At 72.6% G+C, this 14,467-nt stretch carries 15 protein-coding genes; 6 read left to right on the top strand and 9 right to left on the bottom strand.

All coding sequences use genetic code 11. The features are described from left to right. Nucleotides 1-5: 5 nt before the first annotated feature. Both KV097_RS18095 and KV097_RS18090 read right to left on the bottom strand, forming a co-directional pair. Nucleotides 6-383, bottom strand: a complete 378-nt coding sequence (locus KV097_RS18095) for a VOC family protein (protein WP_220366680.1) — start codon at nt 381-383, stop codon at nt 6-8. Between the two features lie 65 nt (nt 384-448). Further along, a complete protein-coding gene (locus tag KV097_RS18090) occupies nt 449-1,897 on the bottom strand; it encodes an FAD-dependent oxidoreductase (RefSeq protein ID WP_220366679.1) in 1,449 nt (482 codons plus the stop codon). A 121-nt stretch (nt 1,898-2,018) separates the two neighbouring features. On the opposite strand from KV097_RS18090, the gene KV097_RS19845 reads away from it, so the two are divergent. Beyond that, a complete protein-coding gene (locus tag KV097_RS19845) occupies nt 2,019-3,680 on the top strand; it encodes an NAD(P)/FAD-dependent oxidoreductase (protein WP_220366678.1) in 1,662 nt (553 codons plus the stop codon). Then, nucleotides 3,661-4,098, top strand: a complete 438-nt coding sequence (locus tag KV097_RS18080) for an SRPBCC family protein (protein WP_220345598.1) — start codon at nt 3,661-3,663, stop codon at nt 4,096-4,098. The genes KV097_RS19845 and KV097_RS18080 overlap by 20 nt, the downstream gene beginning before the upstream one ends. A 121-nt stretch (nt 4,099-4,219) precedes the next feature. Here the strand turns inward: KV097_RS18080 and KV097_RS18075 are convergent, their stop codons facing one another. The 3 genes from KV097_RS18075 to gluQRS all read right to left on the bottom strand — a co-directional run bounded on the left by KV097_RS18075 (nt 4,220) and on the right by gluQRS (nt 7,237). After that, nucleotides 4,220-5,701: an NAD-dependent succinate-semialdehyde dehydrogenase gene (locus KV097_RS18075; RefSeq protein WP_220366677.1), complete on the bottom strand. Its 1,482-nt coding sequence runs from the start codon at nt 5,699-5,701 to the stop codon at nt 4,220-4,222. Nucleotides 5,702-5,797: 96 nt separating this feature from the next. After that, nucleotides 5,798-6,337 (bottom strand): hypothetical protein, encoded by a 540-nt coding sequence (locus KV097_RS18070; protein WP_220366676.1) that lies wholly within the window; start codon nt 6,335-6,337, stop codon nt 5,798-5,800. 9 nt (nt 6,338-6,346) lie between these two features. After that, nucleotides 6,347-7,237 carry a tRNA glutamyl-Q(34) synthetase GluQRS gene (gene gluQRS / locus KV097_RS18065; protein ID WP_220366675.1) on the bottom strand — a complete coding sequence of 297 codons (891 nt, stop codon included), beginning with the start codon at nt 7,235-7,237 and terminating at the stop codon, nt 6,347-6,349. An 80-nt stretch (nt 7,238-7,317) separates the two neighbouring features. On the opposite strand from gluQRS, the gene KV097_RS18060 reads away from it, so the two are divergent. Next, nucleotides 7,318-8,247, top strand: a complete 930-nt coding sequence (locus KV097_RS18060) for a DNA-3-methyladenine glycosylase (RefSeq protein ID WP_255559824.1) — start codon at nt 7,318-7,320, stop codon at nt 8,245-8,247. A gap of 52 nt (nt 8,248-8,299) precedes the next feature. Further along, nucleotides 8,300-8,875: a hypothetical protein gene (locus KV097_RS18055; RefSeq protein ID WP_220342639.1), complete on the top strand. Its 576-nt coding sequence runs from the start codon at nt 8,300-8,302 to the stop codon at nt 8,873-8,875. On the opposite strand, the gene KV097_RS18050 is transcribed toward KV097_RS18055, so the two are convergent. The 3 genes from KV097_RS18050 to KV097_RS18040 are packed head-to-tail and all read right to left on the bottom strand — an operon-like array spanning nt 8,788 to nt 11,431. Beyond that, nucleotides 8,788-10,185, bottom strand: a complete 1,398-nt coding sequence (locus KV097_RS18050) for an FAD-binding oxidoreductase (protein WP_301022662.1) — start codon at nt 10,183-10,185, stop codon at nt 8,788-8,790. The genes KV097_RS18055 and KV097_RS18050 overlap by 88 nt on opposite strands. Next, entirely contained in the window at nt 10,182-11,021 is an 840-nt protein-coding gene (locus KV097_RS18045) for a PhzF family phenazine biosynthesis protein (protein ID WP_220366674.1), read from the bottom strand. Before KV097_RS18045 ends, KV097_RS18050 begins: the two co-directional genes overlap by 4 nt. 59 nt (nt 11,022-11,080) lie before the next feature. After that, nucleotides 11,081-11,431 carry a UBP-type zinc finger domain-containing protein gene (locus KV097_RS18040; protein ID WP_220342642.1) on the bottom strand — a complete coding sequence of 117 codons (351 nt, stop codon included), beginning with the start codon at nt 11,429-11,431 and terminating at the stop codon, nt 11,081-11,083. A gap of 81 nt (nt 11,432-11,512) precedes the next feature. On the opposite strand from KV097_RS18040, the gene KV097_RS18035 reads away from it, so the two are divergent. Continuing rightward, complete coding sequence (locus KV097_RS18035) at nt 11,513-12,067, top strand: DsbA family protein (protein WP_220342643.1); 555 nt, start codon at nt 11,513-11,515, stop codon at nt 12,065-12,067. Here KV097_RS18035 and nhaA read toward each other — a convergent pair. Continuing rightward, nucleotides 12,035-13,435 (bottom strand): Na+/H+ antiporter NhaA, encoded by a 1,401-nt coding sequence (gene nhaA, locus KV097_RS18030; protein WP_220366673.1) that lies wholly within the window; start codon nt 13,433-13,435, stop codon nt 12,035-12,037. The two genes, KV097_RS18035 and nhaA, sit on opposite strands and share 33 nt — an antisense overlap. A 105-nt stretch (nt 13,436-13,540) precedes the next feature. Between nhaA and KV097_RS18025 the strand changes: the two genes are divergently transcribed. Further along, nucleotides 13,541-14,464, top strand: a complete 924-nt coding sequence (locus KV097_RS18025; protein WP_301022665.1) for a DMT family transporter — start codon at nt 13,541-13,543, stop codon at nt 14,462-14,464. Nucleotides 14,465-14,467 lie beyond the last annotated feature (3 nt).

Here is a 14,467-nt window from a genome sequence, read left to right as displayed (position 1 = left end):
CCTGGCTACTGCTGGATCACCGAGAGCACGTTTCCCGCGGGGTCGGTGAACCACGCGATGAGCGGTCCTCCTCCACGGAAGATGCCCGTGGCATCGGTGGCCATGGGCGTGCCCTCGTACCTCTCGAACGACACACCGCGCCCGGCGAGGGTGTCCACGGCCGTCTCGATGTCGGGCACCGGGAAGTTCAGGACGGTGAACGACGCCGGCTGGTGCTGGTCGCCCTTGGGGTAGACGAGCGTGTCGCGGGCACCCGCGAGGTGCAGCGTCAGCATCCCGTCCTGCTCCTCCACGTCGAGGCCGAGCGTGTCGGAGTAGAAGGCCTGCGCAGCCGCGGTGTCGTCGACCGAGAAGCCGCTGAAGGCCGGTGAGTCGGCAAGCATGGTCGCCCTCCTTGCGGGGTCACGTCCGGACCCCTCCCGGTGCTGACCGGCTCAGCGTGCGGAACTCACCGGCACGGCTTGAGCGGACGGGTCGCCGGACCCTCGATGACCGAGCCGTCCTCGGCGAACCGCGACCCGTGCAGGGGGCAGTCCCAGGACCGCTCGGCGTCGTTCCACTCCACGATCCCGCCGAGGTGGGTGCAGACCGCCGAGACCGGCGCGCCGTTACCGGAGTCCGCGCAGGGCGGCACCCCGCCGACCGACGGCGGGGCGCCGTCGCGCGTCACCGCGGCCGAGACCCATCCCTTGCCCATCTCCACACCGACCGACGCGTTGAGCTCAGCCGCCTTCGCCGCATCACGCAGCGCGGGTCGGCGCCAGGAGCTGACAGCGTCGCGCCACGAGGGCGTCTCGCCCAAGAGGTCACCGGCGAGGGCGAGGCCCGCGGCCGCACCCATCGCCAACCCCCACTTGTTGAAGCCGGTCGCGACGTGGACCGCCCCGCGGTTCGGCAGAAGCCTGCCGACGTAGGGCAGACCGGAGGCGGGCGCGTAGTCCTGCGCCGACCACGTGGCCAGCGGGTCCCCCACGCCGAAGGTGCTCTGGGACCAGGCGACGAGGTCGTCGACCTTCTGCGCCTCGGACCGGGCGCGCCCGGTGGTGTGCCCGTTGCCGCCGACGACGAGCACCGACTCGTCGGGCGTCGACGTCCGCAGGGAGCGGGTCGGAGTGTCGATCGACAGGTGCATCGCGTCCACCGCGGGACCGTCGGTGCGGAAGGCGGCGGCGTACGACCGCTCCGGGGAGAGGCGGGCGAAGAAGCCGCCACGGTCGAGGATCGGTATCCCGGTGGCGAGGACGACGTGGCGCGCGTCGACCGTCGCGTGCTCGGTCCGGACCCGGGGCCTCTCACCGCCGTCCACGCGAAGGACACGAGTCTGCTCGAAGAGCCGCGCCCCCGCCTCGACGGCGTCGGACATGATGCGGTCGGTGACCGCGACGGCGTCGATCTGCCCCTGCCCGGCGAGCCGGATCGCGCCTCGCACCTCGTACGGCAGCTCGAGGCTGTCCTCCCACACCACCGGCAGTCCTGCCTCCACGCACGCCTCGTGCTCGCGCCGCAGCTGGCTCTCGCCGTGCGCGGTCGTCGCGTACGTCACCGCGTCGCGGACGTCGTACGGCAGACCGCTGCTCTGGCAGAACGCTCGGATCCACTCCTGGCCGGAGCGGTTGGCCTCGACGTAGCCCCGGAGGCGCTCGGGGTGGTGCCGCTGGAGCGTCGAGAGGCGCGAGCCCTGGAGGAGGCTCACCTTGCCGGTCGTACCCCCTGTCGTCCCGGCAGCGACGGTGCGCCCTTCGAGCACGACGACCGAGGTTCCGGCGCGAGCGAGCGCGAGCGCGGTCGTGGCCCCGACCAGGCCCGCGCCCACGACGACGACGTCGCACGAGAGGTCCTCGCTCAGCGGGGAGTAGGTCGGGCGGTCAGGGTTCTGGTCGTACCACCAGGAGTGCATCGGGTTCGTTCCTTCCGTCGGGCTCACCGGTACCCAGCCTCGCGCAGGACACGCGGGGTTTCAGACCGCCCTCCAGGGGTACCGCCGGGGGGCCGTCTACCGGATCCGAGAGGGAGTTCACGTGGCCACGACCGAGTACGACGCGGTCGTCGTCGGGGCCGGGCCGAACGGTCTCGTGGCGGCGAACCTCCTCGCCGACGCGGGACTCGACGTGGTCGTCCTCGAGGCGCAGCCGGAGGTGGGTGGAGCCGTGCGCAGCGCGCGCGACGTGCACCCCGACTACGAGCACGACACGTTCAGCTCGTTCTATCCCCTCGCGGCGGCGTCGGGCGCGATCGGCGGGCTCGGCCTCGAGAGGCACGGTCTGGAGTGGAGCCACGCGCCCGCCGTCCTCGGGCACCCGCTCCCTGACGGCTCGTGGGCGATGCTGCACCGTGACGTCGACGCGACCGCCCGGTCCCTCGAGGCGCTCGGCTCCGGCGACGGCGACCGCTGGCGCGCGTGGGTCGACGATTGGCGTCACGTCGGCGACGCGATGGTCGACGCCCTGACGACGCCGTTCCCGCCGCTGCGTGCCGGGGCCAGGACGTTGTGGGCGCTGCGCTCGGTCGGAGGGATCGACTACGTACGCCGTCTGCTGGAGCCCGCGGCCGCCCTCGGCAGCGACGGCTTCGAGGGTCCAGGCGCGGGCCTGCTGATCGCCGGCAACGCCGCGCACGCCGACATCCCCGCCGACGCCGCCGGCTCGGGGTTGATGGGTCTCCTCATGACGATGCTGGGGCAGACCGTCGGGTTCCCGGTGCCTCGGGGTGGGGCCGGCCGGCTCTCGGCGGCGCTGGCACGGCGGTTCGCCTCCCTGGGGGGCGACATCCGTACCTCGTCGCGCGTCGACCGGGTCCTGCTCCGCGACCGACGAGCGGTCGGCGTCCGGGTCGCGGACGGCGAGGTCGTCACCGCCCGACGTGCGGTCGTGGCCGACGTCGTGGCCTCGTCGCTGTACGGCGACCTGATCCCGGAGGCCGAGCTCCCCGCGCGCCTGCGCCGTCGGATGCAGCGGTTCCAGCTCGACCCGGGGACGATCAAGGTCGACTGGGCGCTCGACGGCCCGGTGCCCTGGTCGTCGCCGCCGGACGCCCCGCCCGGCACGGTCCATCTCGCCGACTCCGTGAGCGAGATCGCTGAGACGACCGCGCAGATCAACGCGCACACCGTGCCCGGCGAGCCGTTCGTCCTCGTCGGCCAGATGACCACCGCCGACCCGACCCGCTCCCCGGCGGGGACCGAGGCCCTCTGGGCTTACGCGCACGTGCCCCAGGACGTCCGGCACGACGCCGGCGGTGACCGCATCACGGGTCGCTGGGACCGCGACGAGGTCGAGCGCTTCGCCGATCGGATGCAACGCCGGCTCGAGGCCCATGCCCCGGACCTCGCGAGCCGGATCGTCGCTCGACGGGTCCTCGGTCCGCGCGAGCTCGAGGCTCGGGACGCGAACCTCGTCGGCGGTGCCGTCAACGGCGGCACCTCCGCGATCCACCAGCAGCTGATCTTCCGACCCGTCCCCGGCAACGGTCGCGCGACGACCCCGGTGCCCGGCCTGTTCCTGGCGTCGGCGTCGGCCCATCCCGGCGGCGGTGTGCACGGAGCCCCCGGGGCGAACGCGGCCCGCGCCGTGCTCGCCGAACCTGCCCTGCTCCGCCGCGCGCGTCCGCTCGTCGCCCGTCTGCGCCGCGGAGATGTCCCCACCCTTCGAGAAGGAGCACCTGATGACCGTCGTCTCACGTGAGATCGCCGCCCCCGCCGACCAGGTCTTCGCCGTCCTCGCCGACGGCTGGACCTATGCCGGATGGGTCGTCGGCGCCTCCCGCATCCGTCGGGTCGACGACGGGTTCCCTGAGCCGGGCACCAAGATCCACCACTCGGTCGGGACGTGGCCGATGCTCATCGACGACACCACGAGCGTCATCGCCTGCGATCCGGGACGGCGGCTCGAGCTCCGCGTCCGGGCGTGGCCGCTCGGCGAGGGCGTCGTCCGTCTCACGCTCGAGGACAACGGGGCGACGACGACGGTCGAGATGGAGGAGCACACCGTCAGCGGGCCCGCGAAGCTCCTTCCGAAGCCCGTGGAGTCCCTCGGCCTCCAGGCGCGCAACCGTGAGTCGCTCCGTCGGCTGGCGTTCCTCGCCGAGGGCCGCCACCTCTAGCCGACCGGTCCCGTCCGTCCCGTCCCCGATTTGTGCAGTTGGTGAAGGTCTCGCGTCGAAGAACCTTCACCAACTGCACAAATCGGGGACGGGGGCGGGGGAAATGGGCGCGGGCCGGGCCCTAGAGCGCGAGGCCCACGTACTTCACCTCGAGGTACTCGTCGATGCCCTCCGCGCCACCCTCACGGCCGAAGCCGGAGGCCTTCACGCCCCCGAACGGCGCGGCGGGGTTGGAGACGACGCCCTGGTTGATCCCTACCATCCCGGTCTCGAGACCCTCATAGACCCGTACCGCGCGCGCGAGGCTCTCCGTGAACGCGTACGCGACGAGGCCGTACTCCGTGTCGTTCGCCATCCGGATCGCCTCCTCGTCGGAGGAGAACGTGAAGACCGGCGCGACGGGTCCGAAGATCTCCTCGCGGAAGACCTGGGCGTCCGGGCTGACTCCGGCGAGGACGGTGGGCGGGTAGAAGTAGCCCGGCCCGTCCGGGACCTCGCCGCCGGTGAGCACGGTCGCGCCGGTTTCGACGGCGTCGGAGACCAGCTCGGCGACCTTGTCGCGCGCCTTCCCCTCCACCAGCGGACCGACCTCGACGCCGTCCTCCGAGCCGCGCCCGATGCTCATCGCGCCCATCCGCTCGGCGAGCCGGCGGCCGAACTCGTCGGCGACGGACTCGTGGACGAGGAAGCGGTTGGCCGCGGTGCAGGCCTCACCCACGTTGCGCATCTTGGCGAGCATCGCGCCGTCCACGGCCTTGTCGAGATCCGCGTCCTCGAAGACGAGGAAGGGCGCGTTGCCGCCGAGCTCCATCGACACCCGCAGGATGCCTTCGGCGCTCTGCTCGATGAGTTTGCGGCCCACCGGCGTCGACCCGGTGAACGTGAGCTTGCGCAGGCGCGGGTCGCGGATCAGCGGCTCCATCACCTCGCCGGTCGAGCTCGTCGTCACGACGTTCAGGACGCCCTCCGGCAGCCCTGCCTCGGTGAGGAGGTCGGCGAGCGCGAGCATCGTCAACGGCGTGAGCCCGGCCGGCTTGACGACCATCGTGCAGCCCGCGGCGATCGCCGGGCCGATCTTGCGTGTGCCCATCGCGAGGGGGAAGTTCCACGGCGTGATCATCAGGCACGGCCCGACCGGCTGCTTGAGCGTGAGCAGACGCGTCGCCCCGTTGGGCGCGACGGCGTAGCGGCCGTTGATGCGTACGGCCTCCTCGGAGAACCAGCGGAAGAACTCCGCGCCGTACGCGATCTCGGCCTTGGACTCCGACAGCGGCTTGCCCATCTCCAGCGTCATCAGCAGCGCGAGGTCGTCGGCGCGGGCGGTGATCAGCTCGAAAGCCTTGCGGAGGATCTCGCCGCGCTCTCGCGGCGGCGTCCTGGCCCAGTCGGACTGTGCCTCCACCGCGGCGTCGAGCGCGGCCCGCCCGTCGGCGACCGACGCGTCGGCGACGTGCGCGATCGTCTCGCCGGTGGACGGGTCCTCGACGGCGAAGGTCTTCTGGCCCTCGGCGTCACGCCACTTGCCTCCGATGAAGAGCTGGGGATGCACCCCCGCGACGACCTCGGACTCGCGACCCTGCAGAACTCCACCGTTCACCGGCATGGCGACCTCCTCGTACGTACGCGGCGTTCCCGACGATCCTCTCGCGACGGCCCCGCCGGTGCACGGGGCGAGATGTCGCCCGCGCCGACCAGACCGTTACACGTCGTGGGTACCCGCTCGACGCTCGACCAGCACAAGCCCCGCGTGGAGGAGCAGACCGATCACGGCCCCGACCGCGATCCCGTAGAGGTTGTCCCCCACGTCCTCACCCGACAACCCGTCGCGGGCGGTGGGCATGACCGCCTGCCACCACTCCACGAGCCACGGGGCGGCGAGGACGACGAGCGACGGCCACCATTGGCGCAGCTCCAGCGAGAGCAGCACGGCCGAGGCTCCTAGCGCTAGCCCGGCCCAGACGTTGAGCGAGCGGGAGTCGATCCCGGTCAGCAGGGCATCCCACCGTGGCGGGTCGACGTGCAGACCCAACGGGCTGACCCAGCGCCAGCCCTGGTCGAGTGCGCCCGGCATCATCGTGACGGCGGCGTACGACCCCAGCGCGGCGGCGTACAACCAGACCCGCAGCGGCGAGACGGTCCCCGTCCGGAGCGCCACCGCCGCCAGCGTGGTGGCGAGGAGCAGCGCCACCACGACGCCGATGCCGGACAGCGGCGTCTCGCGGAAGTAGGCGTCGAGCACACCCCCGAGTCAAGCAGCCGGAGCCTCCGGCGGAACGAAGACCCACGGGGTACGGGGCAGCGCGGCGGGATCGAACTCGGCCAGCATCCCCGCGGCGTCGCGCGCGGACATCCCCAACGAGTCCGCGATCGCCGCGACCAGGTCGGCCGACGTCCACCCCAGCGCCTCGAGGTCGGCGAGGGTCACGGCGCCGTCGCGCTTGGCCAGTCGCTTGCCCTCGGTGTTGAGCGCGAGCGGGACGTGGGCGTACTCCGGCGGCGTGATGCCGAGGAGCGTCGCCAGGTAGGCCTGCCGAGGCGCCGACGTGAGCAGGTCGTCGCCCCGCACGACCTGGTCGACGTCCATCGCGGCGTCGTCGACGACGACTGCCAGGTTGTACGCCGCCACACCGTCGTTGCGGACCAGGACGAGGTCGTCGACCGGCCCGGTGACGGTGCCGTGGAGGACGTCGTGGACGGCGAACTCGTCGACGTCCGACGCGAGCCTGAGCGCCGCGGGGCGCTGCGAGCGGCGGGCCTCACGCTCGGCATCGCTCAGCCGTCGGCACGTCCCCGGGTAGTGGCCCGGGACGCCGTGCGGGGCCGACGCAGCCTCGGCGATCTCGCGGCGCGTGCAGAAGCACTCGTAGGTCAGTCCCCGCGCGGCGAGCGTCGCGACGGCGTCCGCGTAGTCCGCCTGCCGCGACGACTGGAGGACCACCGGGGGGTCCCAGTCGATGCCGAGCGCAGCGAGGTCGGCGAGCTGCCGCTCCTGGGCTCCTGGGCGGACACGGTCGAGGTCCTCCACCCGCATCCGGAAGCCCCGACCGGTCGAGCGGGCGAACATCCACGCGAGCATCGCGGTCCGCAGGTTGCCGACGTGGAGGTCACCCGACGGGCTCGGGGCGTAGCGGCCGTTCATGGGTGCGCCAGGCAGAGAGTTCCACTCATCAGGACGGCATCCTACGCAGGAGAGTCGGGGGCACGTGTCACGATCGAAGGGTGACGACCTCTCCCGCACTTCGCTCCGGCGCCTCGCGCACCTGGCGTCCTGCCGGCGCGGTCGACGTGCGCTGGACGCTGGGCAGGCTCGGCAAGGGGCCGTACGACCCGGCGCACCACGTCGCCTCGGACGGTGCGGTGTGGCGAGCGGGGCGCATGCGGTCCGGCCCGGTCACCTACCGGGTAGCCGAGGTCGCCGAAGAGATCACCGTCGACGCCTGGGGCGACGGCACCGACGAGCTGCTGGACGAGGTCCCCGGGCTGCTCGGCCACCAAGACGACTGGTCGGGGTTCGAGCCGCGCATCCCGCTCGTCGCGCGTGCTCTGCAACGTCACCCGGGCCTCCGGCTGCCCACCCAGCGCCGGATCTTCGAGACGCTCGTCCCCGCGATCCTCGAGCAGCGGGTGCCGTCCGTCGACGCGTACGCCGCCTGGCGGCGTCTGCTCCGCGCTCACGGCGAGGCCGCCCCCGGGCCTACCCCGGTCCCGATGGTCGTCCCGCTCGCGCCCGAGCACTGGCGCGCGCTCCCCTCGTGGGCGTGGCACCGCGCCGGAGTCGACCCTGCACGGTCCCGCACCGTCGTGCAGGCGGCGCAGCGGGCCACGGCCGTCGAGCGGCTCGCCGACCGGTCGTACGCCGAGGTGTCGGCGGGGCTGCGGTCGCTCCCGGGCATCGGCGTGTGGACCAGCGCCGAGGTGAGGCAGCGTCTCGGTGACCCCGACGCCGTCTCGGTCGGCGACTACAACCTGGCCAAGGACGTCGGCTGGGCCTTCGTCGGCGAGCCGGTCGACGACGCGGCGATGCTCGAGATCCTGGAGCCCTGGCGCGGTCACCGGGGCCGGGTGATCAACCTGCTGTACGCCGACGGGGTGCTCCGCCGTCCGCGCCGCGGCCCTCGCCTGACCCTGATGGATCACCGGCGCCGCTGACCGGATCGGTCGCTCTCGTGCCGTATCAGCCGACTCGGGTCATGATGTCCTCATGCGACGTTCGGGGGACGTCGCGCTCCGGGTTGTCGTGCTGCTGGGAGTCTGGATCGTCCTCGGACGGACCGTCGGGCTCCTGGTCGGCGGCACCCCCGACGCGACGATCGCATCCGCGGTCGTGACCACAGCGGTGTGGTTCGCGACGGCCGGAGCCGTCGCGCTCCGCGACGGGCGGCGAGGGCTCCCCAAGCCCTACCCCCTGTGGGCCTGCGTCGGCGTCGTGTCCGCCGTCGTCTGCGTCACCTGGCAGTGGGCCGCGAGCGCGATCGCCGCTGGAGGCACCGACGTGACGCTGCTCCGCGACGACCTCCTGGTGCTCTCACCCGGGCTGGTCGTCGGGGCGTGGGGTTGCTCCACCGTCGGTCTGGCGCTCGGTCGGCACGACGCCGCGGCTCGGCGCAGGCGCGAGGCCACCACCACGACCCCCGAGCCCGTCCGCACACCCGTCTTCGCCCGCAGCGCCTTCAGGCGCGCGGTGCTGTCTCACCGGCCGCTGACGGCATCGGCGAGCCGGGCGATCCGCGACGTCCGCCCGCCTCGCGAGTCCTCGCGGCGATCCGCCGCACGATAGGCCGCGTACATCGCCTGCACTCCCAGCCACCGCAGCGGCTCGGGCTCCCAGCGCCGGGTGCGGTGACCGACCCACGGCAGCGCCGTCAGGGCGCTCTCCTCGCCGAGGACGAGGTCGCGCAGCGTCCGCCCGGCCAGGTTCGTGGTCGCCACCCCGTGCCCGGTGTAGCCGCCTGCAGCCGCCAGCCCGGTCGTACGGTCGAGCGTGACCGTCGCGCACCAGTCGCGCGGGACCCCGAGCACCCCCGCCCAGGCATGGTCCAGACGAGCGCCGGCGGCTGCGGGGAAGCGCCGCGCGAGCACGTCACGAAGGCTGTCGATGGTCGCGCGCTGGGTCGCGCCGTCGTGGTCGGTGCGCGAGCCATAGCGGTACGGCACGCCGCGACCGCCGATCGCGATCCGGTCGTCGGCCGTCCGCTGGGCGTACATGTAGGCGTGGGCCTGGTCGCCGACCGTCTCGTAGCCCGACCAGCCGATGGTGTCCCAGACGGCCGCGCCCAGCGGCTCGGTGACGACCATCGCGGAGTTCATCGGGAGCCAGGTGCGCCGCAGACCTGGCAGGGAAGCGGTGAAGCCCTCGGTCGCCCGCACGACGTACGTCGCGGCGACGGTGCCCGTCGCCGACCCGCTCCGGAACCGGACGCGACGCGGCTCGATCGCGGTCACCGCAGTGCCCTCGTACACCTCGACGCCCAGGCGCTCGACCGCGGCGGCCAGCCCGGTGACCAGCTTGGCGGGGTGGAGGCGTGCGCAGTGCGGGGTCCAGAGGCCGCTGACCGCGTCGGCGACGGCGACCCGGGCGGCGACGCCGTCGGCGTCCAGCAGCTCGTGGTCGTGGTCGCTCCAGGACTCGGCGTACGCGTGGTCGGCCCGGAGCCGCTCGTCCTGCGCCGCGTTGCAGGCGACCGTGAGCTCGCCGCCCTTGACCACGTCGGCGTCGATGCCCTCGGAAGCTGCGACGGCGATCACCTCGTCGACCGTCGCCTTCATCGCCTCGCTGAGCGCCACGACGCCCTCGCGGCCACGGGCTGCGGCGTACACCTCCCGCGAGCCCGCCATCGCCGACGTGAGCCAGCCACCGTTGCGACCCGACGCACCGTAGCCGCAGACCTCGCGCTCGAGCACCGCGATCCGCAGGGTCGGCTCGGCCTGCGCGAGGTAGTAGGCGGTCCAGAGTCCGGTGAAACCCCCGCCCACGATCGCGACATCGACCCGGTGGTCGCCCCCGAGCGGCGGACGGGTGGGCTTGGTACGGCCGAGCTCGCTCATCCAGTACGAGACCGCACCGTTGACCAGGGGTGCGTCGCTCACAGCGCGACGGCCTTGCCGCTGACCCGCACGCGCGGCGAGTCGCTGCTCAGGGTCACATGGATGAGGCTCGGCCGGCCCATGTCGACACCCTGCTCGATGGTGAACGACGCGGCCGGCGAGGCGAGGCCGTGGTGAGCAAGGTAGGCCCCGAAGGCAGCTGCGGCCGCTCCGGTGGCAGGGTCCTCGACCACACCGCCGACCGGGAAAGGATTGCGCGACTGGTAGGTGTCGTAGTGGTCGGGCCAGACGAGCTGGAGGGTGGTGAGCCGAGACCGCTCCATGACGTCGCGGAGCCGGTCGAAGTCGTACGACAGTCGTGCGAGCCGCTCGCGGGTGCGGGTGACGAGGACGAGGTGCCAGACGCCGGCGTTGGCGCACGAGACCGGATAGCGGGGGTCGAGGTCGTCGCGAGCCCATCCGAGCGCGTCGAGCACCTCGGCGACGAGGGACGTGTCGGCCGGGACGACCTGCGGGTCCACGCTGGTCAGCGTCGCCCACAGCCGACCGTCGCGTTCGACCGTGTCCACGTCGATCGTCCCGGCCGGCGTGTGCATGGTGAGCGCGCCGGCACCCGCGCGCTCGGCCACCGCGACGGCGGACGCGATGGTCGCGTGCCCACAGAACGGGACCTCCGCCTCGGGGGCGAAGTAGCGGACGTCGTAGACCCGCCCGCCCTCGTCACGGGGCACGAGGAACGCCGTCTCCGAGTAGCCGACCTCGGCCGCCGTCGCGAGCATCTCCGACTCGGTCATCCCAGCAGCGTCGAGCACGACGCCAGCGGGATTGCCGCCCGCCGGGTGGTCGGAGAACGCGGTGTAGCGCAGCACGTCAGGCATGGAGGTCACGCTAGCCCGGACCAGGTCGGCGTCACGGTCCGTCCCGACATCGTCACCGCTCAGCGCGGTACGTGCATCATCCAGTCGCGAGGCACCCGGCCGGCGGGTCCCGGGGACGGCTGGTCGTCCGGGTGCGAGGTCGGCGGCGCCAGCTGGGGGCCGGTGAGGATCGACTCCTCCTCGTAGTCGTAGAACCAGTCCTCGCCCGGCTCGTACGACTGGACGTAGCGGTGCCCGGTGGCTTTCCAGTGGGCCGTGGCGTGCGCGGCCGGCGAGGAGTCGCAGCAGCCGACGTGCCCGCACTGGGCGCAGCGCCTCAGGTGGAACCACCACCCCTGCGGGTCGGCCGCGTCGCACTCCGCGCACCCAGGTCCGCTCGGTGGCACGCTCACGTCGATGCCGTCCGTCATGGCAGCCCCCCTTCGGGTCCCGTCACAGGCTACGTCGCCCGGTCGCCCGCCACCTGTCGAAGCCCGTGCCACGATGGAGCCATGGCTGACGAGGAGGAGCGCGAGCACGACAACGAGTTCGCCTTCCGCTGGTCGTACGGCAACCCTGAGGCGCCGTTCACGATCGTGGAGTTCGGGGACTTCGAGTGCCCCTACTGCGGGGCGGCCAAGCCGGTGCTGCACGACCTGATCGAGGGCTCCGAGGGACAGGTTCGCCTGATCTGGCGCCATTTCCCGCTGTTCACGGTGCACCCGTTCGCGCTCACCGCCGCGTTGGCCGCGGAGGCCGCCGGCAACCAAGGAGCGTTCTGGCCGATGGCCGGTCTGCTGTTCAAGAACCAGAACAGTCTCGACGACGCCTCGATCGTCCGGTACGGGAAGCAGCTCGACCTCGACACCGACCAGCTCGTCGGTGACGCGGCGCAGGCCTACGCCAGTGCGGTCCGCGCCGACTACGTCGAGGGCATCGAGGCAGGGGTGCACGGGACCCCCACGCTGTTCGTCAACGGCGAGCCGTACACCGACGCGGTCACCGTCAAGGACCTCCGCGAAGCCGTCGGGCTGTCACGCCGGCGCGCGCCACGGCCCCTCCGGTAGCGGAGGCGGCCCATCGGCCTCGTCGGGAGAGCACAACGGCAGGCGGTCGCCGAAGTAGCGCAGCACCAGCGCTCCGACCAGCCCTGCAGTCAAGGACCCGAGGAGGATGCCGACCTTGGCCTCGTTGCGCAGCGCCTCGTCGTTGAAGGCGAGATCGCTGACGAACAGCGCGATGGTGAAGCCGATGCCGCAGAGGAAGGCGCCGCCGACCACGTGCCCGTACTGGACGCGCCCGGGGAGCGACCCGAGCCCGGTGCGGAGCGCGACGAACGCCCCGAGGGTGACGCCGACGACCTTGCCGACGAGCAGGCCGGCGACCACACCGAGCGTGATCGGGCTGCTCATGGCGTCGCCGATCGCGCCGCCGGTCAGAATCACGCCTGCGTTGGCCAGACCGAACAACGGCACGATCAGGTACGAGCTGAGCGGGTGGAGCGCGTCGAGCAGCCGGTCGCTGGTGGGGATGGCCGAGCGCACGGCGGTGACGGCCAGGCGCGACCGCGACGACTCGAGGTCCTCGATCAGCGCACGACCGTAGAACCCCAGGTAGCGCCTGACCTCGTCCTCGCGACCGCGCCGTCGGGTCGGGACCGACAGGCCGACCAGGACACCCGCGAGGGTCGGGTGCAGGCCCGACTCGAGGACGGTGACCCAGAGCCCGATGCCGACGAGGATGTACGGGGGGATCTGCCAGATGCCGACCCACCGCATCCCGAACAGGACCGCGACGAGGACACCGCTCAGCACGAGCGCCTTGATCGACAGGTCGTCGGCGTAGAACGCGCCGAGGAGCGCGATCGCGCCGATGTCGTCGAAGATCGCGAGCGTGAGGAGGAAGACCCGCAGCTGGTCGGGGCACCGCGGGCCGACGAGGGCGAGCACGCCGATCACGAACGCGGTGTCGGTCGACATCGGGACGCCCCAGCCCGCCGAGTCCGGCCCCGAGGGCGCGATGAGGAGATAGAGAGCGATCGGGACGACAAGACCTCCGACCGCGGCGAACAGCGGGACCGACGCGGCACGGAAGCTGCGCAGCTCGCCGACGGTCAGCTCTCGGTTGACCTCGAGTCCGACGACGAGGAAGAAGATCGCCATCAAGGCGTCGTTGACCCAGTGGTGCAGGGACAGGTGCACGCCCCAGCTCCCCACCTCGAGGGTCGTCGCGGTCTCCCAGAGGTGCTCGTACGACTCGCCCGGAAGGTTGGCCCAGACCAGCGCGGCGGCCGACGCGGCCAGCAGGAGCGTGGCGCCCCCACCCTCGGTCGCGAAGTAGCGACGGAGCCCGGGGGTCAGGCGCGGGTACGGCACCACGACGCGCGGCCGCGGTCCTGGACGAGTGGGGACACCGGTGGGAATCGGGTCGGTCACGGACATCAGCGTGCCAGACCGCCGGTTGGTGGGTGGCGCGATCCGTACGCGGGATCGGCAGGAATCGCGTGGTGTTCTGTCGCACCTGATCCTTATTGTCGAGCGGTGACTACCTCGACCACCGGCACCGGCCAGCCCGGCACCACCGTCCCCGCCGGGCGAGACCTGTCCTTCGCCGCGCTCGGCGTCACCGTCCTCCTCTGGGCGTCGGCGTTCGTCGGCATCCGTGCGATCGGCGAGAGCTACTCTCCCGGTGCCCTCTCGCTCGGTCGGCTGGCCGTGGCGGCGATCGCACTCTCGGTGCTCTTCGTCCCGCGGCAGCTGTCGGCCCGACGCGAGCGCCTGCCGCGGGGGCGCACGGCCTGGTTGATCGCCGGCTACGGCGTGCTGTGGTTCGGCGCCTACAACGTCGCGCTCAACGCCGGGGAGCAGCACGTCGACGCGGGCACCGCCGCGATGCTCGTCCAGCTCGGCCCGATCCTCATCGCCGTGATCGCCGGCCTCTTCCTCGGCGAGGGGTTCCCCAAGACCCTGGTGATCGGCCTGGCGATCGGGTTCGCCGGCGTCACGCTGATCGCGCTCGGCGGTGACGGCTCCCGCAACGACCTGGTCGGGGTCGTCCTCTGCGTCCTCGCGGCCGTGCTGTACGCGGCGGGCGTGCTGCTCCAGAAGCCGGTCATGGGCACGGTCAGCCCGCTCACGGTGACCTGGCTCGGCTGCGTCATCGGTGTCGTGACGTGCCTGCCCTTCGTCGGGCAGCTGGTGGAGGAGACCGCCGACGCGCCCACCAGCGCGATCCTCGGCGTCGTCTACCTCGGGCTCTTCCCCACCGCTCTCGCGTTCACGGTCTGGGCGTACGCGCTCCGCCGCGTCGGTGCCGGTCCCGCCAGCGCCACCACCTATCTGGTGCCGGCGATCGCGATCGGTCTCTCCTGGCTGTTCCTCGCCGAGGTGCCCACCCTTCTCGGGTTCGCCGGCGGAGTGCTGTGCCTGGTGGGGGTGGCCGTCACCCGCCTCCGCCGGCGGTGACCG

The organism is Mumia sp. zg.B17, from assembly GCF_019550915.1.
In the GTDB taxonomy this organism is placed as follows: Bacteria; Actinomycetota; Actinomycetes; order Propionibacteriales; family Nocardioidaceae; genus Mumia.
This window is presented reverse-complemented; position numbering and strand designations above follow the sequence as displayed.

Excerpts from the sequence above, each read along its gene's own strand:
- KV097_RS18040 (WP_220342642.1), bottom strand. The coding sequence starts at position 11,431 with ATGACGGACGGCATCGACGTGAGCGTGCCACCGAGCGGACCTGGGTGC.
- KV097_RS18075 (WP_220366677.1), bottom strand. The coding sequence starts at position 5,701 with ATGCCGGTGAACGGTGGAGTTCTGCAGGGTCGCGAGTCCGAGGTCGTC.
- gluQRS (WP_220366675.1), bottom strand. The coding sequence starts at position 7,237 with ATGAACGGCCGCTACGCCCCGAGCCCGTCGGGTGACCTCCACGTCGGC.
- KV097_RS18080 (WP_220345598.1), top strand. The coding sequence starts at position 3,661 with ATGACCGTCGTCTCACGTGAGATCGCCGCCCCCGCCGACCAGGTCTTC.
- KV097_RS18035 (WP_220342643.1), top strand. The coding sequence starts at position 11,513 with ATGGCTGACGAGGAGGAGCGCGAGCACGACAACGAGTTCGCCTTCCGC.
- KV097_RS18095 (WP_220366680.1), bottom strand. The coding sequence starts at position 383 with ATGCTTGCCGACTCACCGGCCTTCAGCGGCTTCTCGGTCGACGACACC.
- KV097_RS18055 (WP_220342639.1), top strand. The coding sequence starts at position 8,300 with ATGCGACGTTCGGGGGACGTCGCGCTCCGGGTTGTCGTGCTGCTGGGA.
- KV097_RS18090 (WP_220366679.1), bottom strand. The coding sequence starts at position 1,897 with ATGCACTCCTGGTGGTACGACCAGAACCCTGACCGCCCGACCTACTCC.
- KV097_RS18045 (WP_220366674.1), bottom strand. The coding sequence starts at position 11,021 with ATGCCTGACGTGCTGCGCTACACCGCGTTCTCCGACCACCCGGCGGGC.